Genomic DNA, 26,060 nt, shown 5'->3' with positions numbered 1-26,060 from the left:
TCGAGGTGCAAATGTAATATATTTTTTTAAATGACCAACCACCGTCTCGGAAATTTTCTTTTTTTTGTTAAAAATCATTAAAGTTAGAGGCTGTATTAAAAAAATAAAAGGTTTGTTGTCGCTACCTTGTCTATTATTTATAAATTCGGCAATTCAAAACAAGTATATGAACTACAAAAAAATAAACATTATACTGGGATGGCTTACTTTTCTTATTGCATCCTATGTTTTTATAGCTACTGCAGAAGAAACTGCTTCTTTGTGGGATTGCGGTGAGTTTATCACTTCTATCTATAAATTGGAGGTAGGGCACCCACCAGGAGCGCCTTTCTTTATGTTAATTGGAAGAGTGTTCGCTCTATTTGCTGGTAGTCCGGCTGAGGTTGCTCACTGGGTCAATATCATGTCGGCACTCAGTAGTTCATTAACTATAGTGTTCTTGTTCTGGACCATTACCTTACTTGGTAAAAAGGTTGCTGAGAAAGGAGATAACATCATGTCATCAGGACAGAAAATTGCAATTTTAGGGTCTGCTTTTGTAGGATCTATGGTATATACATTTACCGAATCATTTTGGTTCTCAGCAGTTGAAGGAGAGGTGTATGCTATGGCATCCTTATTTACTGCTGTTGTATTTTGGGCGGCACTAAAATGGGATGAAGAAATGACTTTAATCCGCAGAGGAGAATTAACTATGGACGCACATCCATTGCGCTGGATGGTGTTGATTATGTTCTTGTTGGGTCTAGCTATTGGGGTTCACTTATTAGGTATCTTGGTTATTCCTGCTATTGCCTATATTGTAGCCTATCAATTACATACAGATACAAAAAGTGAAATTAAATTATTTCTCATTACAGGAATAGTTGGAGTTTTAGTTCTTGGATTTATACAAAATGGTATCATTCCCGGTACCATTGCCATTGCCTCAAAAATGGAAATTATTTTTGTAGATAGTTTTGGATTGCCTTTTAACTCAGGCGCTATCTTTTTCTTTATTTTGTTAATTGGAATCTTGGTTGGCGGTTTATTTTACACTAAAAAGAAAGGATATGTTTTAGGGAATACCATCGTCTTAAGTTTGATTGTTTTCTTGATTGGTTATGGTTCTTTTGCAACTATTGTTATTCGTTCAAATGCGAATACGCCATTGGATGAGAATAATCCAGAAAATCTAGTAACTCTACATGCGTATCTAAAACGTGAACAATATGGTACTTGGCCATTGATGTATGGACCTTATTTCAACTCTAAATTAGCACCCCAGAATCAATATGAAGATCGTTCTCCTACGTATGATAGAAGATGGGTAGTGCAGACAAAATCAGGTTCTGCAATCACTTCTTTTAAGGACAAAAAGTCTGCCGAAGAGTACATTCAAAATAGTGGTGCTAATTACAATTTAGATGAGAAATATTTTGTAACAAATGAAAATATTCGTTTGAATCAAATGCCGACATATTTACAAAATACAATTTTCCCTAGAATGTTCGATCAATCTGATCCAACTAAAATAGAAGGATATAAAAATTGGTCTGGATACGATCCAAATAGGAAGGTTCCTGCGGCTGAAACTGGAGCAGATGGAAGACCTATTCCAACGTTTGGAGAGAATATTTCCTACCTAATTAATTATCAAATTGGATGGATGTATTGGCGTTATTTTATGTGGAATTTTGCCGGAAGACAGAATGATATTCAAGGTCATGGAGATGAGATGAGAGGGAACTGGATTTCAGGATATAGTATTGTAGATAATGCTCGTTTAGGAGATCAGGGAGAAAATGCACCGTTTTATACTTCTCAAAACTCAAGTCATTACAAGTTTTATTATCTACCTCTTATTTTAGGACTTATTGGAATGTTCTTTCATTTCTTGAAAGCACCTAAAGACGCACTTGTTGTTGGAATGTTATTCTTGTTAACTGGTTTGGCGATTGTTATTTATTTAAATCAAAAACCATTTGAACCGAGAGAACGTGATTATGCTTATGCAGCTTCATTTTACGCATTTGCTATATGGATAGGCCTTGGCGTATATGGATTATATGAAGCTTTTAGTTCTTTTGGTAAAGAAGAATATAAGAAATTAGGAATTAGCTTTGGAGCCTTATTATTGCTGTGCTTTATAGCTGATCTGAGCGCTCCTCGTGGATTACCTGCTACAATGTCCATCTTGATTATGGGTGGAATTGGAGGTGGTGCTATGGTACTCATGACTGCTCTTCGAAAAATTAATTTACCTACAAGCGGTGCTGCTTCATTAGCTGTTGTTATGGCTATTATTGCACCTATTTTAATGGGAATGCAAAATTGGGAGGGACACGATAGAAGTAATAGAACTCCTGCTCGTGCATTAGCATATAATTACTTAGTAGGTTGTTCTCCGAATGCTATTTTATATACTAATGGAGATAATGATACTTTCCCACTTTGGTATCTACAAGAGGTGGAAGGAATTCGTACAGACGTACGCGTTGCAAACCTTTCGTTGATGCAAACAGATTGGTACACTGAACAAATGAAAATGAGAGCGTATGAATCTGATCCACTTCCAATTAAATTTAGAGAAGACCAAATTTTAATGGGAGCAGGAAATACTGACTACGTCTTGTTTGTGGACTATGAGATTTATAAAAACATGTTGTCTCCTGAGAAAGCTAAAGAGATAATTGAAAAGAAAATAGAGAGTAATCCAAAACAATTCAGAGAAGCTTTGACAAATATTAGAAGAGGTTTAGCTGCTACTATCCAAACTTCTAAAGGAAATACTCCTAAAGCACAGGAGGATTTAAATAAAATGTTTGAAGAATTGGTTCAAGATGTAGAAAATCCTGGAATAAAGGAGTATGATAGAACAAATACGTTTATTCGTAAAGTGTTAACGGATATTAATAGTAAAGCGGTAACTCCAAGTGGAGATATGGCAACTCAATTGCAGAGCGCTGCAGAGTCTTGGACTGCTTCATGGGATTTCCTTCCTGTGGAATATATCATGGAATTTGTACGAGATGACAAAAATATGTTAGAGCAACCAGGTAGAAAGCTACGTTTCTTCCCATCTTCTGGATTTATTTTGAAGGTAAATGCTGATAATGCTGTTAAAGCTGGAATTATACCTAAAGAGTTGAAAGATAAAACAGTGGACGAAATCCGTTTCAATTTTAGAAAAGGAGGCCTATTCCGTTCTGATATTCGTGGATTAAGTAGAGAAGAAATGGTTATGTTAGATATCCTTGCCAACTTTGAATGGACACGAGGAATTTATTTCTCAAGCCCTGGAGGTTCTGATGTAGCTAAATCATTATATGCTATAGGAGCATTGAAAAATTTAGGACAGATTCATGGTTTAACTCCATTGAAGAGTGATGCTGCTGATAAATTTGCTCGCGATGAGATGTATTCAAATATTGTGAAGAAATTTGATTACGGAAATCTAAACGGAGATAAAGTATTAGTTGATTATTATGTTCGCCGTCATACAGACCAATACAGAAATAATTTCCTTGATTTAGCATCTAAATATTATAATGATCTACAAATTGCTAAACAGCGTTTGATGTTGGATTCTACAGCAACTGCTCAAAAAGATATTGATTTCTTAGTGGGTAAGATTGATACGATTTTAACATTCGGGTTAGAACAACTGCCTATTGCAAAGGTGTTTGATATGGGTGAACCACGTGCTATTGGACATCAATTGTCTAATGGAGAGAGCATCTATACAGACGGTATTTTGCCTGAATATATTCGCTTAATCTATGAGATTGGAAAGACTGATAAAGCTGACCAATTAGCTATTGAATATATGAAACAATTGGAGTCGATGATGAACTATTTCTCTCATAGTGATGCAATGATTGCATATAACAATAAAAAAGATTTCATTTCTCTTTCAATGAATTTCTTACGTACGTATGCGCAAGTATTTGTTTCATCTCCAAAGAGTGGTGCAGCGCAATATGGACAAGAGTTGGAGAATAAGTTAACCAACGAAGTAGTAAAAGGTGTTATGAACGACTTGAAATCAAGACAAATCAACGAATCTGTTCGAGGAAAAGTAAGAACCCGTTCTATGGAAAAAGAAGCTATTGAGTTTGCTGAAACATATAATGCTTTATTGGAAGAAAACGGATTTGGAGAGGGAGAATAATAAATGAATCAAAAGATTTATCGAATACCTAAATATGTGGCGTGGTTTTATCCACGCCGCATTTGGTATGGGGCTGAGGGTAAAGTATATCTCACATTTGATGATGGGCCACATCCAGAGATTACTCCGTGGTTGTTGGATTTCTTAAAAGAGCAAAAGATAAGAGTCAATTTCTTTTGGAGTGGTATGAATACGGAAAAATACCCTGAATTGGTTTTACGGGCTAAGGAAGAAGGGCATATAGTTGGACATCATGGATATGAACATGTTGCAGGGAGTAAATTGTCATGGGAGGAGTTTAAAAATAATTTTGATCGCTCTGCTGCATTGGCTCCAGACGCATATTTTCGTCCTCCTTATGGTTCGCTTAAATCAAAACAAGCACAATACGTTTTGGAAAGAGGAAAACTTATTATGTGGAGTTGGATGGCTTACGATTTTGATCAGACTCTTACAAATGAAACTATCCTACTGAATGTGAAGAAATATGTTAAGAGTTGCGATATTATTGTCTTCCATGAGAATGATAAAACAGTTGAACGTATGAAAGAAATTATCCCGACTTTCATTCATATTATTCAAAAGAAAGGGCTTACATTTGATACGATAGATAAAATTTAAAAGTATGAGCGACGAAAAAAGAACTTCTATAGATAGTATTGGAGAGTTTGGATTGATTCACGAATTAACTAAAGACTTTGTGAAACAACGATCTTCAACCTTGTATGGAGTAGGGGATGATGCTGCTGTGCTTGAACGAGATGAAAAAACAGTAACTCTTGTGGCAACAGATATGTTAGTAGAAGGCATACATTTTAATTTGATGTACACTCCTTTAAAACACCTTGGTTATAAAGCTGTAGTAGTAAATCTTTCAGATATCTACGCTATGAATGGAGAAGCAGAGCAAATTACTGTTTCTATTGGAATATCAAGTCGCTTCCCTAAAGAAGCAGTAGAAGAGATTTATGAAGGGATTTATGCTGCATGTAAGACTTACGATGTGGATTTAGTGGGAGGAGATACCACGTCTTCTCAATCTGGTTTGATTTTATCAATAACTGCTATAGGTGTTGCAAAAAAAGATGATGTAGTATATAGAAATGGTGGGAAACCAAATGATCTTATTGTAGTTTCAGGAGATTTAGGCGGTGCCTATATGGGATTGCAAGTATTAGAAAGAGAAAAAGAGGTTTGGAAAAGTAACCCAGAAATTCAACCTGACTTAGATGGCTTTGATTATGTGTTAGAAAGACAATTAAAACCAGAGGCTAGAAGAGATATTATCCAATACCTGAAAGAGTTAGGAGTGAAACCAACTGCTATGATGGATATTTCGGATGGCTTGGCATCGGAATTATTTCACTTAAGCAGACAGTCTAGTGTTGGCGTGAGAATATACGATGAGAAATTGCCAATTGATTCAACGGTTTCTACTACGGCAATTGATTTTAATATTTCACCAACTACTTGTGCGTTGAATGGCGGAGAAGATTACGAACTATTGTTCTCCATCAAACAAGAAGATTTTGATAAAATTAAAGGAAATCCTCACATGACGGTCATAGGTCATTTCACAAACAAAGATGAAGGTCTTTATCTTATAGATAAGCAAAATGCTGCTTTTGAATTAAAAGCGCAAGGGTGGGATCATTTTAAATAAATGCGATAAGAGTAATATATTTTGCATTAAATTATCGCTTTTCTTTTCCTTATCAACAATTTCCTTTTGGCAAATTTCTTGTATTTTAAGTAACGTAATTCAATAATAATCGTTTTATTTACTGAATCCATTGTGAAATTATGCTGAAAAAGATAGTCATAACCTTATTTTGCCTTTTAGGTGTTATCGTATTCCTATATTCTAAAGATATTGGTGTTACACCTTCTTTGCCTACTTATGAAGATCATGTAGAATTGGATGAAAACAGTTTGTTAAAAGAACATCTGATAGATGATTCTTTGATTATATCTTATGTGGATTATGGACAGATATTTGAGGAGGGTTGGTACGACTTAGCCAAGCCATTATTTTGGAAAACTATTATGAGATTATCTGAAGATTCATGTGTGATTAATATAGGAAACACTCGAGAAATCATAGCATATTTTGCAGTTAAGGAATGGAATAAAAAGACAGATGACCAAAAGGATAAATACCGAGATTCAATCAGAAATTCAAGAAATTTAGATGCTTCTACGCGTATTTTTATGACTATCGGAAAAAAGAATTTCTATACATACGATAATATCCTAATGGATATTAGTCAAGGAACTAAAGTATTTCATGATGAAGGTGTAGATCCTTGGTATGCACAAGCGATATTGATGATTGAGAGTCCGGGAAAGCTTGCCAAATCATCGGTGGGGGCGTATGGACCTTTTCAATTGATGCCTGGAGTTGCGCGTAATATGGGGCTGACAGTCAATAAATATCAGGATGATCGTAAGGATTTTACAAAATCAGCTATTGGATCAAGTAGATTAATTGCGAGAATTTGTATTCCAGAAGCAAAAAAGATTTTGGATGACAGAGGAATTTGCTACAAAGAAACAGATTTGTGGTTTAGACTTTTTGTTTTGCATGTGTATCATGCTGGTGCTGCAAATGTAGCAGCCGTTGTTCGTGAAATTGGACCAGAAGATGGCGGAATGGAGCTGATTCAACAGATGTGGACCACCAAAGCAGCTAAATTTGGGAATGCTTCTCAAAATTATTCTCAATTAGCTTTAGCTGCGACACTAATTCTTGATGAAATCCTCTGGGGATGCTAGTTTTTTGTTAATATTTCTTTTATAAGCAATATCGTTTCATCTATATTATTTGTCTTTTGACTATAGTCATAGATAATACGTGCAATATCTTCTGGTTTTTCCCACTGACTAAAATCGGCATTTGGCATAGATTCTCGGTTTTGAGGTGTATCTATGGTGCCAGGTACAATGACGTGAGCCTGCACTCCTGTTTTGTCTATATCTGCATTGATGATGTTAGCCAATTGAAATAATAATGATTTAGAAAGACTATATGCAACTGTTCCATTTCCTTTGCGAGTATCCATACCCACACCTGAGCCGATGAAGAAGATTTTACCTTTTCCATTTTCAGACATGTGTTTTAATATAGGTTTTGCTACATTGTAGGCTGTTTCGAAATTGAGCATAAATAACTTTTCTAAGTCAGGCGCAGTTGTAGAAGCAATGGTTCCTAAAGTAAATCCTCCAGCTGTAAGCACTGCTGTGTCAATCTCTCCAACGCGATTGATTGCAATGGCTACAGACTTGGCAGATTCATCTTCTTTTAATAAATCTGTTTCTAAAGTTTGATAAAATGGATTTTCACTTTCTTCGTGATTTCCTCGAGCAAATCCAACAACTTTTTGACCTTGTTTCAAAAATTCTTGTACAACCGCACTTCCCAAATTACCATGTGCACCGGTTACGATAACTGTTTTATTTTCCATAACTTAGATAATTTCAATTAATACATCTTTTTTTTCTGTGGTAAAACCAATAGAACTTAAATTATATCCGTGTTCTAAGGCTATTCCTTCAAATTCTTTAGTGTATTCATTTTCTACAATTACTAATAAGCCGCCACTGGTTTGTGGATCCGCCAATACTTCTTTTTGCCTTTGCGTAATAGCCCCTATTTTACTACCATAGCTGTCCCAATTACGTTGAGTTCCTCCTGGAATGCATTGTTGGTCTAAATATGAATGTAGGGAGGAAATAGTTGGAACGTTATCATACACTATAGTTGCAGAAATATTACTTCCTTCACATATTTCGGAAAGGTGTCCGAGTAATCCAAATCCCGTAACATCCGTCATGGTTTTCACTCCTTTTAGTTTACTAAATACAGCGCCAATGCTATTTAATGTTGTCATGCTTTTTAGCATAATTTCTGCATCTTCTGATTTGAGAAGCCCTTTCTTTTGAGCGGTAGAAAGAGATCCAACACCCAAAGGTTTTGTTAGATATAATTTACAATTAGGAGTAGCTTGAGAATTTTGTTTGAGATGAGTGATTTCTACCAGTCCATTTACAGCTAAACCAAAGATAGGTTCAGGAGCATCAATACTATGTCCCCCAGCAATAGTAATCCCTGCCTCTTCACAAATAGTTCTCGCACCTTCGATTACTTCTTGGGCAACTTCAGGAGCAATTTTATTAATAGGCCACCCAAGAATTGCTATTGAAAGAATAGGTTTACCTCCCATAGCATATACGTCACTGATAGCGTTAGCAGCAGCTATTCTTCCAAAATCAAAAGGATTATCTACGATAGGCATAAAAAAGTCAGTCGTAGAAATTAGAGCAGTTCCATTTCCTAAATCATAAACAGCCGCATCGTCTTTGTTGTCATTTCCTACTAGAAGTTTACTATTCTTCTTAAATGTGGCTGTGCTTTTAATGATTGTATCTAAAGTAGCTGGGCTGATTTTACAACCACATCCGGCCCCATGAGAATATTGAGTTAATCGTACTGATTCTTTTTCCATCTCTTATTTTATTTTTAGGAGAATTTCTTCTGCGCATTGATGCGGATTTTCAAAGCAAATAGTTACTTTTTTTATCATTTCACTATTTCTCTTGGATAATCCTCGGGTGTATGTTTTATCATAATAGGTTAGAACAATCTCAATAAATTGTCGCATATCGTTACTTCTAATAGTTTCGATTGCATTTTTAGCATGTTGTGGCCCTAAGCGTTTGCTAATTCTTTCGGTGGCTTCGATAAGAAATTCTTTATCTAAAGAACCATATTCCTCTACTAGAAAATCAATGCGTTTTTCTTTTTCAATATCAAGCAGAATCAATTGATGTGCTCTAATCTGTTCAAAGATATGTTCGGGAAGTGTGCGTTTTCCGATATTTCGACTTTCATCCTCCATCCAAATGTGTCTGTTTAAATCAAGTTGAAAAAGTTCTTTCGCTAGCAAATTTTCAAATTGTTCTTGTGAAGGTTGTACGAGTTTATTCAATGTTCCATAAGAAGAACCTAAGTGTTGTGCTAATTCCTCCAAGTCTATTGTCTGTTCGCCCTGCTTTTTTAATTCGGTAAGAATTTCAGTTTTGTGTGAACCTGTCATTCCGCCTAGCACAATGATTGGATATTCTTTTTCAAATTGTTGTAAAACCCAATTGCGGTAACTTTTGTAGCCTCCTGTAATCTTAATTGTTTTGAATCCGTATAAATCTAGGATCCATGACATGATTCCACTTCTCATTCCACCTCGCCAGCAATACACCGCAATCTTTTTATCGGGTGCTAATTCAAGTGCTTTCTCAATGAAATTACGCCATTTGCTTCCCGTAAGCTCGAATCCTTGTAAGATAGCTTCTTCACGACCTTTTTGCTTATAGGTGGTCCCGATGATTGCACGCTCCTCATTATCCAGTAAAGGTAAATTCTTAGCACCGGGAACATGAGCCTTTTCATATTCGGCCGGAGTACGTGTATCTAACAGAACATAGCCCTGATTCAACTGTAGAAATGCTTCAATATCGAGTTCCTTTACCATAATTAATTGCTTGCAAAAATACGGAGAAAGGAAGAATATTGAAAGGAGATGAAGAAAAAACTAAGATAAAGTAACTGTTGGAAGACGAAATGATGCTAATTTTAGAATGTCTTTCTTGCTTTTGGGTACTAAAATAACTTCATAACAAGCATGATAATTCCCCAAAATGCAATTGTACCGAGAAAGAAAAGTTTGCCACCGCGATAACCTTTGGTGTACCAGTACCAGCTATTTAGACTGCCCAATATAAGCGCAAATGCAAAGGAGTATATAAGGGTATCTGTTGCCATATTTTCAAGCAAAAATAGAAAATATTTTGAGTGTTTCTTGTGAAAAATGATTAACTTAGAAATTAAATATACTATTCTTGTCTGAACGAAAAATATATACATTAACCCAATTGAATCAAGCCTTTGAAAGGCATGTGATGAAGCATTTTGGATCTCAGGATTATTGGATTACTGCTGAGATTGTAAAAGTAAATCAGAAAAGTGGGCATTTTTATTTGGAGTTAGCAGACAGTATGAATGATAAAACAACAGCAATTAGTTCTGCCGTTATTTGGGCCACAACTTATGCTTCTGTTGTTGAAAAAATAGGTTTAAAAGAAGTACTAGGCATTTTGCAACCTGGAAATAAGGCTTTGTTGAATGTTAAGTTGGAATATCATTCGATTTATGGACTAAAGATTAATATTCGTGCCATTGATCCATCATATTCTTATGGGGAGATTGAAAGGAAGCGACAGGAAGTGATTAAAAAACTTCAAAATGAAGGCATTTTTTTAAATCAGCAAGATATCCGTTTGCCTACTATCATTAAGCGTATTGCTTTGATAGGTTCTCCAGAAACATCTGGATTTCGTGACTTCCAAAACGAATTATTTGTCAATTATGACTTTAATAAATTTAAGGTTAAGATATTCCCGGTGAGTGTTCAAGGGGAAACTGCTATACCTGGAATTGTAGATGCAATCAAAGAAGCTAATTGTTATGACGTGGATGTGATCGCAATTTTGAGAGGAGGAGGGAGTAAAATGGATTTAGCTTTGTTTGATGATTATCGGATAGCGAAGGAAATTTGTTTATCTCGTTTGCCTGTACTTACAGGGATAGGTCACGAAACCGATGAGGTTGTATCGGACTTAGTGGCAAGGCAACACTTTATAACGCCCACAGCGGTTGGCCAATTTATTCAGTATGGAGTTCAATCGTTCCAAAAAATAATGCGTGAATTATATGATAAGACTATACAACTTTCTCTACAAGACTTAGGGGGAGCGAGAGAAGAATTCTTACATTATAACAATTATCTGACTCATTATGTAAGAGAACTCATCCAATATTGGAAGCAGACTTTTAGAGAATTTGGCTTTGAGATTTCAGAAAAATCAAGAGAATATGTATATAGTGAGAAATCTGATTTAATGGACCTTAGTCATGACTTAACAACAGAGCTTCAGCGTTTGTTGCATCGAGAAGTAAGTGGATTAGAGTTGCAACAAGAACGTATATTTAATTTAAGTTTGAATCAGCTGGAAAGAGAAAGAATAAATCTGAGTAATCAAGAAGAGTTGTTGGCGCTGTTGAATCCATTAAAAATTTTATCTGCTGGCTTTACTATCTCAACAATTGGAGATCAAGATGTGAGGGATGTAGATGTACAGATAGGGGATGAGATGAGAACATTAGCTTCCAATTCATTATTAGTAAGTAAAATAATATCAAAAACAGAATTAGATCATGGGAATAATTGAAGAAACCTCTTATGAGAAAGCGTTGCAACGTTTAAAAGAAATCGTTTCAGCATTAGAAAATAAAGAGATTAAAATAGATAAGCTTTCGGAGACGGTAACGGAGGCAAAAGAATTAGTTGACTTATGTCGTAAGAAGCTTGATAAAACAGAAGAGGATATTAAGCGCATTATTTCTCCGGATGAGGAATAAAAAAAGCCGCTATTCACTGAATAACGGCTTGAGTATTTTGTGAGAATAACTTATTCTCCTACTACTTCAAAATTAAATTCTACAGAAACTTCTTTGTGTAAGTTTGCAACAGCTGTATAAGTACCTACTTCTTTAATAGGTTCATTAATGATTTTGATAGATTTTCTATCTACATCAATTCCAGCAGCTTTTAAAGTTTCAGATAATTGGATAGTATTAACAGATCCAAAGATATGACCTTTCTCACCAACTTTAGCACCAACTTTGATTTCTATTCCTTCAAATTTAGCAGCTAATTCTTGAGCTTCTTCTTTTACTTTCTCTTCTTTATGTGCACGTTGCTTTAAAGTTTCGCTATGTGCTTTTTTTGCAGAAGGGGTAGCTATTATTCCGTAACCCTGAGGGATTAAGAAGTTATTAGCATAACCAGGTTTTACTACTACGATTTCGTCTCTATAACCTAGTTTATCTACATTTTTCTTTAATATGATTTCCATTTTCTTCTTATTAATGTGTTAATAAATAGGTTTATCTTAATTGGTCTCCAACGTATGGTAAAATAGCTAAGTGACGAGCACGTTTAACAGCTTTGTTTACTTTCTTTTGGAATTTTGCAGAAGTACCAGTGATTCTTCTAGGCAAAATTTTACCTTGTTCGTTTAAAAGTTTTAATAAGAAATCAGCATCCTTATAATCTACGAATTTGATTCCGCTTTTCTTAAAACGACAATATTTATTTTTTACTATATCAATGTTTACTGGTGATAGATATCTTACATCTTGTGCCATGTTCTAAAATTTTTGTAGTTAATAATTAAGCTTCTACTTCTTTAGTTGAAGCGTTACCCATTCTAGCTCTTCTCTTCTCAGCCCATTCAGTGTGGTGCTTGTCCATTTTCACGGTTAAGAAGCGCAATACTCTTTCATCTCTTTTTAGAGATAATTCTAGATTAGCAATGATATCACCTTCTCCTTCGAATTCAATTAGAAAATAGAATCCAGTAGTTTTTTTCTGAATAGAGTAAGCTAATTTTTTCAAACCCCATGCTTCAGAATGTTTGATTTTTCCTTTGAAGGATTTAATTTCTCCTTCGTACTTTTTTACTGCTTCCTTTGCCTGATCTTCAGACAAAACGGGAGTTAAAATGAAAACAGTCTCGTAACTAGTCATATATTTATTTTTATAAATTGGAGTGCAAAGATAGATAATTATATTATAAATCAATGGGCTTAGGTGTTTTTTTTCTCTAAATTACATCTTTTGGATGGATTTTTATCACTTCGCCGGGTTTCATCTGGTTCAGATGTAACTTCCCTATTGCTGTGCGAACTAATCTTAAGGTGGGGAAGCCAACAGCAGCAGTCATCTTTCGAACTTGTCTATTTTTCCCTTCATGAATAGTGAGTGCAATCCAGCTTGTTGGTATATCCTTTCGAAAACGTATGGGTACACTCCGCTCAGGTAGCTCTGGATTTTCTATTTTCTTGCACAGAGCAGGTGCTACTATATGTTTCTTTTTGTTATGCTTAATACTGATAGTTCCTGATTCTAATTTTCTACAAGCTTCTTCTGTAATGTCATTATCCACCTGTGCCCAATATGTTTTGGCTAGCTTATTCGTTGGATCAAGAACTTTATTTTTGAAGACATTATCATTTGTTAAAAGTAAAAGTCCCTCACTATCTTTATCTAAACGTCCAATCGGGTACACATCTTTAGGGAAGTGGTATAGGTCTCCTAAGGCACTTACTCCATCTTCTCCTGTGAATTGGGAAAGCATGTCATAAGGTTTGTAGATGGCATAATAATGGAAAGACATGAATTACCTCAATAAATTAATGTGGCCAACTAATTCTTCTTTGAAATTATCAATCCCTGTATAGGTGATTTTCCAAACATACGTTCCGTCTTTGCATTTCTGACCGTTATAAGTTCCATCCCAATATGAATTCATATTATTGGTTTCAAATATCAACTCGCCCCAACGGTTGAATATTGTTAAATGAAAATCTTTTACATTTCCTCCAACTACAAAGAATTTATCGTTAAATCCATTTCCATCTGGAGTAAAGGTGTTTGGAACATAAATTATAGCTTTATATTCAATTTTGACTTGGTTTTTAGCTTTACAACCATTTTCATCTATAAATGTCACTACGTATGTCATGGAGCTAGGCGGAGTTGCTATAGGATCTTGACAATTGACGCAGGATAAATATTCAGTTGGAGACCACATATAACTACCCATACTATTGCCTTGTGCTGAAAGAGGCACTTCATCGCCTGCAAAACCTATATAATCTGAACCTACATAAACCTTTGGCTCAGGATAATGAAAAACCTTAGTTTGTGCAATTTCTGAACATCCATTTTCATCGGTAACTTGAACGTAATAGGTATCTGGGTGCATAGAGTAACCTGTAGTTATTGAATCATGTGGATGAGCTAAATAATCATCTGGAGTCCATACATAACTTATACCACCTGTCGCCCATAAAACAATGGGATCTCCCGGACAAACAGTAGTATCTGGACAAATGGCTGGGAATACTTGCTTTACTTCCACGTAAATACTGTCCGTTACAGTTCCACATGGGTTAGAAAAATCGACATAATACCATCTACTTGAACTAGCAAAAATAACTACACTTGTGTCAGATGTAGCCATGATTTCTGTATTTGGATACCATGTAATAGAGTCTCCGCCAGTAGCTGTTACAGTTTTACTATCTCCTTTGCATATAACTAGGGAATCTAATAGTTCCGGATGAGGTTTGTCTTGGAATACTGTTACATGAATGTATTTTTTTAATTCACATCCATCCGGGGTGATGATAGTTGCAGTATAATCACTAGTTACGGTTGGAGAAATTGAAATAGTAGATGTTGTCGTATTACTTAATATGGAAGACATGTCATTTGTTGTCCAAGTATAAGTTCCTCCTCCATCTGCCCAAAGTGTTATCACATCTCCTTTACACATAGTTTGATCATCAATAGCATCAGCTGTAGGGGTATATGTTTCTAAAGTTACTTTTAAAGTATCGACTCCACAAGAATCAGAGACAACAACAGTAAATTCAGTTGTTACATCAATGGTGGCTAAAGGAGTGGGACTTGTTGGGTCATCCAAATACTGTGCAGGAGTCCAGCTGTATGTACTTCCTCCTGAAGCTTCTAATTGGAAAGGAGTTCCTGGACAAACTTTTGTGGCAGGTTGTGTGATTCCTCCATGAAAATCACCTATATAAATAGTTATTACACTAGTGTCGGGTTCAAAACAGCCTTGGCTATCACTTACAATTAATTCAACTTCATATGTGCCAGTATTGGGATAGAAATGGTTAGGTGCGTATTGAGTACTAGTATGCCCATCACCAAAATCCCAATGATATGTATCTCCATTCTGTGAAGTATTTGTAAAATGTACAGAATCTGGCAAGCATATTAAAGCATTCGGAACAGACAGTGCAGAATTAATTGCGTACAAATCAAATTTCCAAGCAGCCATATTGCAGTTTGAGCTGTTATTGGTAGTTGAATATGCACCAGGAGTGGTTGTAAAACCATTTGGATTTCCTGCGCATGCACCACATACAGCATGATAAATACGACCATGTTTGTCAAAACGACTCGTACCTCCATCTACGTGATTATAACTACTGTTCATTCCTCCCATAAAAGTTCCATAGCTTAAAGCAGTTGCATCAGCTGTTAATACCCCAATGTAAAAATTACTACCGTTGGTATTGCTTTGGTAGGCATCTGATGTGGTTGGAAAACCAAAAGTGGTACTACCAACAGCTTGGGAATTACTTGAGTTTACAGAGCCTCCCCACCCGGTATAATAAATTTCATTGCAATTGGTTACTAAAAAAGCGGTAGGAGAAATTTCAACTACTCCATTCCCTCCGCCAACACGGGTGGACCAATTTAATGTCGTTAAATCAGCAGCGTATTGTTGAATGAACTGACCCGAATTTGGTTTGCTATAAACACCTGAGCTAACGGGAATGTTTCCTAAGGACTGACCAAAAACATATACTCTATCAGCATTGTCTAATTGCACAAAAAATGATTGGTCATAACTACTTGTTCCAATATATGTTCCTCTGATAATGGAATTGGTATTCCCATCTAATTCAGCTACGTATCCATCAGAAGTTCCTCCTTGGTAAGTCGGAAGATAACCTCCTGAGAATGGGAGATTAGTAGATTTTGTACCACCAGTCACTAGTAGATTGTTGGAAGAATTTACTTGAATTGAAAACCCAGCATCATCTCCAGAACCTCCTAGGTAAGTTGACCAAATCAGTGATGTTAGGTTTGGGTTTAGTTTTGCGACAACAGCATCTTGATTCCCTCCCAAAATGGTATTAGAGCCATTAACAATAGGAAAGTCACTTGATAGTGTAGAGCTTGCAATCACAATATTCCCATCTTGATCAATAGTTATATCACCTCGAAAAACGTCCCCATAATTATAATTTAAATTACTGATATTTAATCCGTCATTACTAGTTCCTCCTAGATAGGTGCTTGCTAATAGGGTGGTACCGTCTGCGCTTAATTTAGATACAATAATGTCAGTTCCATCAAATTTAATAGCTATTTGAGTAGTTACGGTTCCTCCATTGTTGATTGTTTGGTATGCCCCTGGAGAGGTAGGGAAATTGGTAGATGTGGAAACACCCAGAATATACAATTCATTTTGGTCGTTGGTTATAATAGAGTTTGGAGTTTCATTTCCATTTCCTCCTAGGAATGTAGAGTACATTAATTGGGTGCCATCACTAGAAAATTTGGAAATTCCAATATCAATTTTATAGTTACCATATCCACTGTTGTAGCTATTGTCGTATGCTCCAGGGGAAGTAGGATATCCGGGGCCAAAGACAATTCCACCTGCGTATAAATTCCCTTGATTGTCTGGAGTTGCAGTGAAACCCCAATTGTCTGAAGTGGCACCTGTAAAGGTTGAAAAAGTAAGGTAGGGGTCAATGATTAATGTTTCCGTCTGATTATATCCATTTGGAAATAAAAATGAGATAGTATTTGCTTGAAGTGCGTATTTAATAGGAATTGAATTTTCAGAATCCGACCATGCTTTCAAACCATACTCTTTAATAGCACCAAACCGTGTTAGAATAGATAATTCATTTTGACTCAGTGATAGCTTATCCATTCCTTCATAAAATATTTGTATGATAGAAGGGTCAACACCCGGTTCTACTTCAAAAGAATATTTGATAGCTAAAGGAGTTGTTTCTAAAATGAGATGAATGCCAGGGTAATAATTTAAAAATTTTAGCTTGTGGTAGGAATATAATTTTGATTTCCATTGATTCTGGTCATTTCCCAAGATATAATTGTTATAGAAAGTAGAAGAATCTGATTCTATCACCTCTCCCTCCCATGAGGAATTCTTAAAATGTGCGAACACTGTATGGTGGGAAATTAGATCTATATCTTCATTGTTTTCATGCGCATGATGGTAGATTTCACCTAGATTGTTTAATGCAAAAGTGAATTTATCTTTTTCAATAAAGAAATCTCCTTGATTTAAAGATACTCTATATAGAATTTGACTATCCCATTGTCCTCTGTTTGGTTGAAACCAAACATCATTCTCCTGAGTAATAGCAGTAGATATAGAAAGAATAAACAAAAATAATATACTTAGGTATCTATTCATTAATCAAATATATGACACTTCAGAATTAAATAATAAAATTATACGTTAAACTTACTTAAAAGTTATCTCATGTGTATAACTGATTTTCAATTGAAAAGTTGCTTTATGAGTAGGGAAACTCATTTTTTAGTTTGAAGTGTGTAAGTTATGAAAAATGATAAAATCAATTATTTTTTTAATATATAGAGATTGTTATCTTAAATACACAACAAATAAATTGTAATTTAATATTAAATTTCATGACATACTAAAAAAATAGCTGTTATTTTTGCATAAGCAAAAACATCAATTCAATGAGCGACTCAATAAAGCACGAGTGTGGGATTGCACTCCTCCGATTAAAAAAACCTTTAGAATATTATTTAGACAAATACAACACAGCATTTTATGGTTTAGCTAAGATGTATTTGTTGATGGAAAAACAACACAATCGTGGGCAAGACGGTGCAGGTTTGGCAAATATTAAATTTGATGTTACACCAGGAGAACGCTATATTTCTAGAAGTCGCTCTATCAGCGGTAAACCTATTCAAGAGATTTTTAGTAAAATCAACCAGCGATTTGAAGAAATCCAAGAACAAGATCCGAGTAAGCTGAGAGATGTGAATTATTTGAAAAAGAATGCTGGATTTACAGGAGAACTTTTTCTGGGACACTTGAGATATGGTGCCTCTGGAACCCAAAACATTGAAAGTTGTCATCCCTTTTTACGCCAAAATAACTGGATGACTCGTAACTTGGTTATCGCTGGAAACTTTAATCTGACGAATGTTGATGAGTTGTTTGATGTTTTGTTAAGTCTAGGTCAACATCCGAAAGAAAAATCAGATGCTGTTACTGTACTCGAAAAAATCGGACATTACCTTGATGTTGAAAATGAAGAATTATTCCGACTATATAAAAAGCAAGGATATAATAATAAAGAGATTTCTGCTAAAATAGGAGAAAGTCTCAATTTACAATCAATTCTACAAAAAGCGTCTTCAGATTGGGATGGAGGTTATACTATGGCTGGTTTATTAGGACATGGAGATGCTTTTGTTTTACGAGATCCAAATGGTATTAGACCCGCTTTTTGGTATGAAGATGATGAGGTGTGTGTGGTTACATCTGAACGACCAGTAATACAAACAGCATTCAATTTAAGGAAAGATAAGATTAAAGAATTAACCCCAGGATATGCCTTAATTATTAAGAAAAATGGACAAATAAGTGAGGTTAAGATTAGTGAGCCAAAACAACGTGCTGCTTGTTCCTTTGAACGTATTTATTTCTCTAGAGGAAATGATAACGATATCTATCAAGAAAGGAAAATGCTAGGTCAACTTCTAGTGCCACATATTATTGAAAGTGTTGAGGGGGATTTGGATAATACAGTTTTCTCTTTTATCCCAAACACGGCAGAAATGTCTTTCTATGGTATGATGAAAGGATTAGAAGATTATGTAAATGAAAAGAAAAAAGCAGATATCCTAGCCTTAGGTAGCAAGTTAAATGAGAAAAATCTTTCTGAAATTTTAGATAGAAGAGCAAAATTTGAAAAAATAGCTATAAAGGATGTGAAATTGAGAACGTTTATTACACAAAAAAGTGATCGCGATGATATGGTGGCTCATGTGTATGATGTTACCTACGGCACTGTTAATCCTCAGAAAGACAATTTAGTTGTAATTGATGACTCTATTGTTCGTGGTACAACCTTAAAGCAAAGTATCTTACGAATGTTGGATAGATTAGAACCCAAAAGCATTGTTGTGGTTTCTTCTGCTCCTCAGGTTAGATATCCGGATTGTTATGGAATTGATATGGTAAAAATGACTGAATTTATTGCTTTTGAAGCTGCTATTGAGTTGTTGAAAGAAACTGGTCGTGGATTCATTATAGATGAGGTTTATAAAAAGTGTAAGGAGCAAGAATCCTATCCTAAAGAGCAAATTAAGAATTATGTAAAAGAAATTTATGCTCCTTTTACGGATAAAGAAATTTCAGTAAAAATAGCTCAAATGTTGACTCCTGTTGGAATGAAAGCTGAACTAAAACTTGTTTATCAAACTATAGAAGGATTGCATAAGTCTTGTCCAAATAATAATGGCGATTGGTATTTTTCAGGAGATTACCCAACTCATGGAGGAAATAAAATGGTCAATAAAGCATTCTTAAATTACATTGAGGGTTAATCCCTTGTTTCTAATTTTTGGAAATTAAGATAAGGTAGCGTAAATTTAGCTTATAGTGAAAAGGCAAACAGTAATTTTATTTTATGTACTGAGTATTTATATAATTCTTCAGTTCTCTTGGTGGGCATTTTATCTGTATGAATTATCGTCTTTAGCTGAAACTCCCGATATTGTAGAGAAAAGGATTTTGATGATAGTGGGGGAGGGAATTGTATTCTTCCTTATTCTTCTTTTAGGTTTGTTCCGAATTCGTAGTGCTATTCAGAAAGAAATTAAAATTTCCAAGCAGCAAAATAACTTTTTACTCTCTGTAACACATGAGTTAAAGACTCCATTAGCATCTGTTAAACTTTTATTACAGACTCTACTAAAACGAAAAGAATTATCAACCGAACAACAGATAGATATCATTCAACAAGCCATACAGGAGAATAAACGGTTAGAAGATATGATTGAGAATATTCTTATCGCTACACGTATTGATGGAGAAGAATTAAATCTTAGTGATGAGCGTATTCATTTAAGCGAAGAATTTTATAGAATAGTAGATGCTTGGCAAGGAAAGAGAGTTGCTATCCAAATGAATATAGAACCAGATATTTATGCCAAAATGGATGTATTTATCTTAAAGACTATTTTACATAATTTATTAGAAAATTCCTTTAAATATGTAGGAAAAGAACCTGAAATTGAAGTATATTTAAAACAAGATGATGGATGCGTTGTTTTTGGTGTAAAGGATAATGGGAATGGTATTCCTGAGGAATATAAAATAGAAATTTTCAACAAATTTGTACGTATTGGAAACGAAGAGATTCGTGACCAAAAGGGTACGGGTTTAGGTTTGTATATAGTAAAAAAGATGATTGCACATTATGGCGGAACTATTGTTTGTTTAGACAATATACCAAAAGGTGCAGATTTTAAAATAACATTGCGAAATGACAAATAAGAAAGTAGGTTTATTGATCTTGGATGGATGGGGAATTGGAGATCATTCCCATTCGGATGCGATTTATCATGCAAATACTCCAGTAATGGATGGACTTCTTGCGAAATATCCAAATGCACAATTATTAACATCGGGAGAAAATGTTGGATTACCTGATGGTCAAATGGGAAATTCAGAAGTGGGACACATGAATATTGGTGCAGGAAGAATCGTTTATCAAGAACTTACCCGAATTAATAAATCTATTCGCGAAGGTGATTTTTTTCAAAACCCTGTTTTAAAGCGAGCTTTTACCAACGCAAAATTAGGAGATCAGAAAGTTCATTTCATTGGTTTAGTTTCGGAAGGAGGTGTTCATAGCGCCCAGAATCATTTGCATGCTTTGTGTGATATGGCTAAGGAATATGATTTACGTAGTGTCTTTATTCATGCATTTACAGATGGGAGAGATTGTGATCCTAAAAGTGGAAAGGGGTTTTTACAGAATTTACAAAAGCATATTGAGGGAAGTCGTATTCAAATTGCTAGTGTGATTGGTAGATACTATGCAATGGATAGAGATAAGCGTTGGGAACGTATCCAGAAGGCATATAACCTCTTGACTAAAAAAGAAGGAGAACGTTTTCGAGCGGTGGATGATGTTTTTGATTATTGGTATAGTAAAGGAATTACGGATGAATTTATTGAGCCATCTGTGGTAAATTGTGATATAACAGATTCTTTTATTGAAGAAGGAGATTTGGTGATTTGCTTTAATTTTAGGACAGATCGACCTCGCGAAATTATCACTGTTTTAACTCAACATGCTATTGATGGATATAATATGCAACCTATTCCATTGGATATATTGACCATGACGCGTTACGATGATACGTTCAAAGGAATTGATGTGATTTTTGAAAAAGATAATTTGAATCAAACCCTAGGACAAGTTGTGTCGGAAGCAGGAAAAACTCAAGTAAGAATTGCTGAAACAGAGAAATATCCGCATGTTACTTTCTTCTTCTCAGGAGGAAATGAAGTTGAATTTCCTGGAGAAAAACGAATATTAGTAAATTCACCAAAGGTGGCAACATACGATTTACAGCCGGAGATGAGCGCTGTCGAAGTAACAAATAAGATTACGGAAGAACTGATTACAAATACTCCCGATTTCTTTTGTTTGAATTTTGCTAATCCTGATATGGTAGGACATACCGGTGTTTATGATGCAATTGTAAAAGCCGTTGAAACCGTCGATTCGTGTTTGGGTAGAGTAGTGGAGACGGCAGTGTCTAACAACTATGAACTGATTGTTATTGCAGATCATGGAAATGCAGATTATGCCGTTAATGCAGATGGAACTCCTAATACACAACATTCCTTGAACCCGGTTCCTGTAGTTCTAGTTACAAATGAGAATATTCAGTTAAATAATGGAATTCTTGCTGATGTGGCGCCTACCATTTTAGCACGTATGGGGATTGAACAACCTACTGTGATGACAGGTAAGTCCCTCGTGAAATAATCTTTTCATTTTTTTGTCTGGTCTTTAATTAAAGTAAATTGTAATTATTTTCACTCCTTATTTAGACTAAATAAAAATAATTATTTATCTTTAGAACCAATTTATAAAAGATTTGTTTCTTTTTTGATAATGGATTGTTACACAATTAAATGAGATTATATGATTATTTCTGAAAATATTCACTGTTGGGTGTTTAATAACGTACCTTTATTTTCTGATCTTTCCGTTGACCATAAAATGGATATGCATGCCGCTTTGAAAGAACAGAAATTTCACAAAAATGAATTAATTGTGAAAGAAGGTACCCTTATGAATCATTTATATATTGTTCGGACGGGAAGAGTTAGGATTTGTAAACAAGAAGAAGGAAAAGAAAGTATTAAGCATATTCTACAACCTGGAGATGTTTTTGGCGAGTTTGGGATTATTGCTCCTGAAACCTATATCCAATTTACTAATTCTGTAAGAGCTATGGATAATGATACAATTGTCTATGCATTTCCTTATGAGGTAATGGAAAGAATCTGTAAAGAGGATAGAAAAGGCATACATAAATTAGTATTAAATGCGATGTTTAAATACAAGCAATTGGATCAGCGTTTGGGTTCTGTTGTGTTGAAGAAATCACGAGATAGAATCATTGATTTTATTAAAGAATTAGCTCATGAAATAGGAAAGCCTATTGGATATGAGATGCTGATTAAACATAACCTAACACATCAAGAAATTGCTGATATAACTGGTATTTCACGTCAAAAAGTAACTACAATATTGAACGAATTAAAACAAGAAGGATTAATACATCTTGAACGTAACTCTATTTTAATTCATGAAATGAATTTGTTAGATTAAAATAAATATAAGTTATTAAAAATAAGGATTACTAATATCCTCCGTATAGAAAAAAGGCAGATTATCTCTGCCTTTTCTTATGAAACTATTACTTATGAAAATGTTTTATATCTTCATTCTATGTTACAAATATAAAATATTGATGTGGAATGTTATATCCCTAATTTAGGGGATTTTAAACTAGAACAGTTGGAGCTCTAAGGATGAATCCTTCTAGATTTTTAATATCTGACTACTTGTAACTTTTTCTTTCTATACATACTCTATTTATGTAAAAGGAATCGCTATAGAATTTTTAAAATATGTAAATAATTACTTAACCCCTAGATTCTGAGGTCTTGTTGTTTCAATGAGGCCTTTTTTATTTTCCGAAGTTAATTTACGTTTCTTTTGTGTATATTCGAATTGCTAAACTCGGATAAAATGAAAAAACAAACGATTATTACTTGGATATTTTTGGGCTTATTTACTTTGACGTTCTATGCGCAGGAAGAACAAACTCCAATTAATTATTTCGGATTTTCAGAACCTATCTTGTTAAGCAATACGCTTTATGAATTGGCTTTTTCATCTCACCCAAGAGCGAATTATTATAAGCAGGAATATATAAAGAAAGGCGAATCACTTAGTCACTTTGATCGTTTGATTACATTAGATGTCTTGGTGGGAGGCTATCCACCTGAATATGGAATGGGAGGGAAAATAATAGAATTAAAAAAGCTACAAGAGAGTAATCCTAGAGTTCAGTACGAAGTACTAGAACAAAATGGAGATCTTATTTTGGATTTTATTATTGTAAGTGATTCTTTTAATGAAACTTCAGAAAAAGTAGCTGAGAGAAATGTATATATGTATCGAAGCATTATGCTCGAAGATAATGTGAAAGCACTTGTGCTTTTTGCTGTTTCTGATAGAGCTTATGGGGACGAAGCTGAAAAATTTTATACAGCTAATATGGCCTTCAAATTTGAATTAGTTAATACAGTAGCTGGGTTTAAACTACCTAAAATTACTATTACTAACTAAAAGCCCTTACCCTTTTAATCTATACTCACCTTCGCTTCTTTTTTCTCTGGAGATTTTCCCGGCCCATTTTCTTCTCGTATCTCAATTGCATAGCGATAGTTTACATTCTTGTTCAACATAGTGTCTGAGTATGAAGTAGCCTCTTTTCCTAAAGATCGGATAGATTCTAATGCTTTGTCTCCTTCTGCTCGGTATATAACAAAATAATAATTTCCCTTTTGTGTTGGAGCTACCCAAGATAAGTTTACTACGCCTTGTTTCTTATCGTATTCTGCTGTGAATGAAGTTATATTCTTGAATGTGTTCACTTTGCGTAAATATCCTTTGACTTCCTTAGATTTATTTGAACGAAGTCCTGTACTATCTATACTGGAAGCACTATACAAGTAGTAAATATTCCCTAAAGCAGAAGTGTCTAAATAACTAAAGTTAGGCTCTTCAATACTTTTGCGTTGAATGTGGGCGATCGTATCAAATGTATGGGAATCGGTGTCACGTCGGTAAATTTCGTATCCCCACACTCCTTCACTAGAGCTACCGTTCCAAGTAATGAAGATACCCTCTTCTTGAGTTGAAATAGATGAAGAAACAGGAGCTGTTGGAGCTATAAGAATAGGTTTCTCAACAGTTACACTTTTTGAAAATGTCGAATGATTTCCGTTTCGATCTACAGCCACGACTTTATAGTACACTCTTCGATCTAAAGATCTCGTAGAGATACTATCCAAATAGTAATTATCTGTCACGAGATAGGAAGTAATAATAGAGAAATCATTGTTAGGATTATATGAAGTATATACGCGATATCCAGCTAAGTCAGGCTCTTTATTGATGTCCCAACGTAATAAAACGTGACCTAAAGTGTCCATTGCTCCACTGAGGTTAAGTGGAGCATTTGGAGCAATACTATCTACCAGAATACCTACGTGAGGTAAGGAATAACTTAAATTTTTTGCTGTATCTACAGAAACAACTACATAGTATATTTTTTCCAAAGCATTGGCGGTAGTATCAATATAGCTTTTTATATTTTTATCCAAAAGCTCGTCATGTAATGGAACGAATGGCCCCTTTGGTTCACTTCCACGAGCAACATAATATCCAAGTAAATCAGGTGCATTTTCTTGTTCTACCCATTTTAAATAGATATGGTTTTTATAGAAGTTTACTACTGAATCAATAACTACTGGTTCAGGAGGCATCTTATCCACCCCATGAATTATAATAGGAGGAGAGTAAGCACTAACATCAGCAAAAGCATCAATACCGGCAATACGATAGTAATAATCCTTATAGTTTTCAGGAATACTGTCAAATAACATCTGATTATCTTTTAAAATGGAGTTATATATTTTAGCATTACCTGTACTATCTTGTGTTTCAGTTAATGGATCGTAGGAAGAGTAAAAGGGGTCTTCATATAGACGGTGATATGTTGCCCCTCCATCATCACTTCGTTCTACATAGTAGGCGGTGTATCCCATCATTTGTTCCCGATACCAATGTAATTCTACTTTGTGGTCGCCACCAAATCCTACTAAACCTTCTGGATAAAACCCATCCAACTTTTGATTCTTGGTAACTAGCGTAGTACCTGGTAGAATTGCGTATGAAGCACTAATGGTATCTGTCAGAACAATATATTGGTAGGCTCCATCTTTTTTTACATCTTTATCGACAAACCTTAATCCGAGTGCATTGGCTGCCTCCTTGGATAAATCTGCAGTTTGCATCGCAAAATAATATTTCAACATGAACATATCACTTCCTTGACGGATTTTATCCATTAGACTTCCTGATTCAGGAGCATCATTCGATAATCTAAACTGATCGCTATACATTGCTTGTGCTGCAATTGCCATGTATTTATCATCCTTACGTGCTGTGGCTTTCATCTGCTCCAAAGTTTGAGGAAGAATAGCCGTAGTTGTTAAGATTGTTGTATCGGTTTTCCCTCCTTGAAGGTAAGCTACTCGAATAATTTGATAACCTTTTCCCATACCCATACGCCAAGCAATAGGATCGGAAGGTCCCCAACGTAAGACAATAGAATCTTCGTATGTTTTTGCTGTTACAGCAATATTGAATATAAGTTGATCTTTATTATTAGTCTCTTGCTTTTCTTGTGCATAGCTTGTAAAAATTCCAAGTAAAAAGTTAATTAGAATAATAAGGACTCTATTACTTTGTTTTATGTTCTGTCTATTTAAATGCATAATTTTT

At 34.9% G+C, this 26,060-nt stretch carries 19 protein-coding genes and 1 pseudogene; 11 read left to right on the top strand and 9 right to left on the bottom strand.

Translation table 11 applies throughout. The features are described 5' to 3' along the window. Positions 1 to 166 precede the first annotated feature (166 nt). The 4 genes from M9897_11090 to M9897_11075 all read left to right on the top strand — a co-directional run bounded on the left by M9897_11090 (position 167) and on the right by M9897_11075 (position 6,928). Positions 167 to 4,153: a DUF2723 domain-containing protein gene (locus tag M9897_11090; GenBank protein ID MCO5269423.1), complete on the top strand. Its 3,987-nt coding sequence runs from the start codon at positions 167 to 169 to the stop codon at positions 4,151 to 4,153. Between the two features lie 3 nt (positions 4,154 to 4,156). After that, positions 4,157 to 4,774 carry a polysaccharide deacetylase family protein gene (locus M9897_11085; protein ID MCO5269422.1) on the top strand — a complete coding sequence of 206 codons (618 nt, stop codon included), beginning with the start codon at positions 4,157 to 4,159 and terminating at the stop codon, positions 4,772 to 4,774. A 4-nt stretch (positions 4,775 to 4,778) separates the two neighbouring features. Continuing rightward, positions 4,779 to 5,816: a thiamine-phosphate kinase gene (thiL, locus tag M9897_11080; protein MCO5269421.1), complete on the top strand. Its 1,038-nt coding sequence runs from the start codon at positions 4,779 to 4,781 to the stop codon at positions 5,814 to 5,816. Positions 5,817 to 5,956: 140 nt separating this feature from the next. Then, positions 5,957 to 6,928 (top strand): transglycosylase SLT domain-containing protein, encoded by a 972-nt coding sequence (locus tag M9897_11075; protein ID MCO5269420.1) that lies wholly within the window; start codon positions 5,957 to 5,959, stop codon positions 6,926 to 6,928. Here M9897_11075 and M9897_11070 read toward each other — a convergent pair. From M9897_11070 to mnmH, 3 genes and pseudogenes are all read right to left on the bottom strand, one after another. Next, positions 6,925 to 7,617, bottom strand: coding sequence for an SDR family NAD(P)-dependent oxidoreductase (locus M9897_11070; GenBank protein MCO5269419.1), 693 nt, complete (start codon positions 7,615 to 7,617; stop codon positions 6,925 to 6,927). The two genes, M9897_11075 and M9897_11070, sit on opposite strands and share 4 nt — an antisense overlap. An 81-nt stretch (positions 7,618 to 7,698) precedes the next feature. Beyond that, a pseudogene (gene selD / locus M9897_11065) lies at positions 7,699 to 8,658 on the bottom strand (selenide, water dikinase SelD). 3 nt (positions 8,659 to 8,661) lie between these two features. Further along, positions 8,662 to 9,681: a tRNA 2-selenouridine(34) synthase MnmH gene (mnmH, locus tag M9897_11060; GenBank protein ID MCO5269418.1), complete on the bottom strand. Its 1,020-nt coding sequence runs from the start codon at positions 9,679 to 9,681 to the stop codon at positions 8,662 to 8,664. Between the two features lie 367 nt (positions 9,682 to 10,048). On the opposite strand from mnmH, the gene xseA reads away from it, so the two are divergent. Beyond that, a complete protein-coding gene (gene xseA / locus M9897_11055; protein ID MCO5269417.1) occupies positions 10,049 to 11,437 on the top strand; it encodes an exodeoxyribonuclease VII large subunit in 1,389 nt (462 codons plus the stop codon). Then, on the top strand, positions 11,424 to 11,627 hold the full coding sequence (gene xseB, locus M9897_11050) for an exodeoxyribonuclease VII small subunit (GenBank protein ID MCO5269416.1): 204 nt from the start codon (positions 11,424 to 11,426) through the stop codon (positions 11,625 to 11,627). The genes xseA and xseB overlap by 14 nt, the downstream gene beginning before the upstream one ends. A gap of 50 nt (positions 11,628 to 11,677) precedes the next feature. Here the strand turns inward: xseB and rplI are convergent, their stop codons facing one another. The 5 genes from rplI to M9897_11025 form a co-directional block, all read right to left on the bottom strand. Beyond that, positions 11,678 to 12,124, bottom strand: a complete 447-nt coding sequence (gene rplI / locus M9897_11045; protein MCO5269415.1) for a 50S ribosomal protein L9 — start codon at positions 12,122 to 12,124, stop codon at positions 11,678 to 11,680. Between the two features lie 31 nt (positions 12,125 to 12,155). Next, a complete protein-coding gene (rpsR, locus tag M9897_11040) occupies positions 12,156 to 12,416 on the bottom strand; it encodes a 30S ribosomal protein S18 (GenBank protein ID MCO5269414.1) in 261 nt (86 codons plus the stop codon). Between the two features lie 25 nt (positions 12,417 to 12,441). After that, positions 12,442 to 12,798, bottom strand: coding sequence for a 30S ribosomal protein S6 (gene rpsF, locus M9897_11035; protein ID MCO5269413.1), 357 nt, complete (start codon positions 12,796 to 12,798; stop codon positions 12,442 to 12,444). Between the two features lie 76 nt (positions 12,799 to 12,874). Then, a complete protein-coding gene (locus M9897_11030) occupies positions 12,875 to 13,447 on the bottom strand; it encodes a pseudouridine synthase (GenBank protein ID MCO5269412.1) in 573 nt (190 codons plus the stop codon). A gap of 3 nt (positions 13,448 to 13,450) precedes the next feature. After that, positions 13,451 to 17,323, bottom strand: coding sequence for a gliding motility-associated C-terminal domain-containing protein (locus tag M9897_11025; protein MCO5269411.1), 3,873 nt, complete (start codon positions 17,321 to 17,323; stop codon positions 13,451 to 13,453). Positions 17,324 to 17,616: 293 nt separating this feature from the next. Between M9897_11025 and M9897_11020 the strand changes: the two genes are divergently transcribed. The 5 genes from M9897_11020 (at position 17,617) to M9897_11000 (ending at position 23,837) form a co-directional block, all read left to right on the top strand. Then, positions 17,617 to 19,500 (top strand): amidophosphoribosyltransferase, encoded by a 1,884-nt coding sequence (locus M9897_11020; GenBank protein MCO5269410.1) that lies wholly within the window; start codon positions 17,617 to 17,619, stop codon positions 19,498 to 19,500. 55 nt (positions 19,501 to 19,555) lie between these two features. Continuing rightward, the gene (locus tag M9897_11015) at positions 19,556 to 20,452 is read left to right on the top strand and encodes a HAMP domain-containing histidine kinase (GenBank protein ID MCO5269409.1); all 897 of its coding nucleotides are present in this window, start codon (positions 19,556 to 19,558) and stop codon (positions 20,450 to 20,452) included. Further along, positions 20,442 to 21,959, top strand: coding sequence for a 2,3-bisphosphoglycerate-independent phosphoglycerate mutase (gene gpmI, locus M9897_11010; GenBank protein ID MCO5269408.1), 1,518 nt, complete (start codon positions 20,442 to 20,444; stop codon positions 21,957 to 21,959). The genes M9897_11015 and gpmI overlap by 11 nt, the downstream gene beginning before the upstream one ends. 159 nt (positions 21,960 to 22,118) lie before the next feature. Continuing rightward, positions 22,119 to 22,811, top strand: coding sequence for a Crp/Fnr family transcriptional regulator (locus tag M9897_11005; protein ID MCO5269407.1), 693 nt, complete (start codon positions 22,119 to 22,121; stop codon positions 22,809 to 22,811). A 423-nt stretch (positions 22,812 to 23,234) separates the two neighbouring features. Further along, positions 23,235 to 23,837, top strand: coding sequence for a hypothetical protein (locus tag M9897_11000; protein ID MCO5269406.1), 603 nt, complete (start codon positions 23,235 to 23,237; stop codon positions 23,835 to 23,837). Positions 23,838 to 23,851: 14 nt separating this feature from the next. On the opposite strand, the gene M9897_10995 is transcribed toward M9897_11000, so the two are convergent. Continuing rightward, a complete protein-coding gene (locus tag M9897_10995; GenBank protein MCO5269405.1) occupies positions 23,852 to 26,053 on the bottom strand; it encodes a hypothetical protein in 2,202 nt (733 codons plus the stop codon). Between the last annotated feature and the right edge of the window lie 7 nt (positions 26,054 to 26,060).

This window comes from Brumimicrobium sp. (assembly GCA_023957385.1).
Classification (GTDB): Bacteria; Bacteroidota; Bacteroidia; order Flavobacteriales_D; family Crocinitomicaceae; genus Brumimicrobium.
This window is presented reverse-complemented; position numbering and strand designations above follow the sequence as displayed.

Bases quoted from the DNA above. Each gene is read 5' to 3' on its own strand.
- xseB (MCO5269416.1), top strand. From the start codon at position 11,424: ATGGGAATAATTGAAGAAACCTCTTATGAGAAAGCGTTGCAACGTTTA.
- M9897_11085 (MCO5269422.1), top strand. From the start codon at position 4,157: ATGAATCAAAAGATTTATCGAATACCTAAATATGTGGCGTGGTTTTAT.
- M9897_11030 (MCO5269412.1), bottom strand. From the start codon at position 13,447: ATGTCTTTCCATTATTATGCCATCTACAAACCTTATGACATGCTTTCC.
- M9897_10995 (MCO5269405.1), bottom strand. From the start codon at position 26,053: ATGCATTTAAATAGACAGAACATAAAACAAAGTAATAGAGTCCTTATT.
- rpsR (MCO5269414.1), bottom strand. From the start codon at position 12,416: ATGGCACAAGATGTAAGATATCTATCACCAGTAAACATTGATATAGTA.
- M9897_11000 (MCO5269406.1), top strand. From the start codon at position 23,235: ATGAAAAAACAAACGATTATTACTTGGATATTTTTGGGCTTATTTACT.
- rpsF (MCO5269413.1), bottom strand. From the start codon at position 12,798: ATGACTAGTTACGAGACTGTTTTCATTTTAACTCCCGTTTTGTCTGAA.
- M9897_11005 (MCO5269407.1), top strand. From the start codon at position 22,119: ATGATTATTTCTGAAAATATTCACTGTTGGGTGTTTAATAACGTACCT.
- M9897_11090 (MCO5269423.1), top strand. From the start codon at position 167: ATGAACTACAAAAAAATAAACATTATACTGGGATGGCTTACTTTTCTT.
- mnmH (MCO5269418.1), bottom strand. From the start codon at position 9,681: ATGGTAAAGGAACTCGATATTGAAGCATTTCTACAGTTGAATCAGGGC.
- M9897_11020 (MCO5269410.1), top strand. From the start codon at position 17,617: ATGAGCGACTCAATAAAGCACGAGTGTGGGATTGCACTCCTCCGATTA.
- M9897_11075 (MCO5269420.1), top strand. From the start codon at position 5,957: ATGCTGAAAAAGATAGTCATAACCTTATTTTGCCTTTTAGGTGTTATC.
- M9897_11070 (MCO5269419.1), bottom strand. From the start codon at position 7,617: ATGGAAAATAAAACAGTTATCGTAACCGGTGCACATGGTAATTTGGGA.
- M9897_11025 (MCO5269411.1), bottom strand. From the start codon at position 17,323: ATGAATAGATACCTAAGTATATTATTTTTGTTTATTCTTTCTATATCT.
- gpmI (MCO5269408.1), top strand. From the start codon at position 20,442: ATGACAAATAAGAAAGTAGGTTTATTGATCTTGGATGGATGGGGAATT.
- rplI (MCO5269415.1), bottom strand. From the start codon at position 12,124: ATGGAAATCATATTAAAGAAAAATGTAGATAAACTAGGTTATAGAGAC.
- thiL (MCO5269421.1), top strand. From the start codon at position 4,779: ATGAGCGACGAAAAAAGAACTTCTATAGATAGTATTGGAGAGTTTGGA.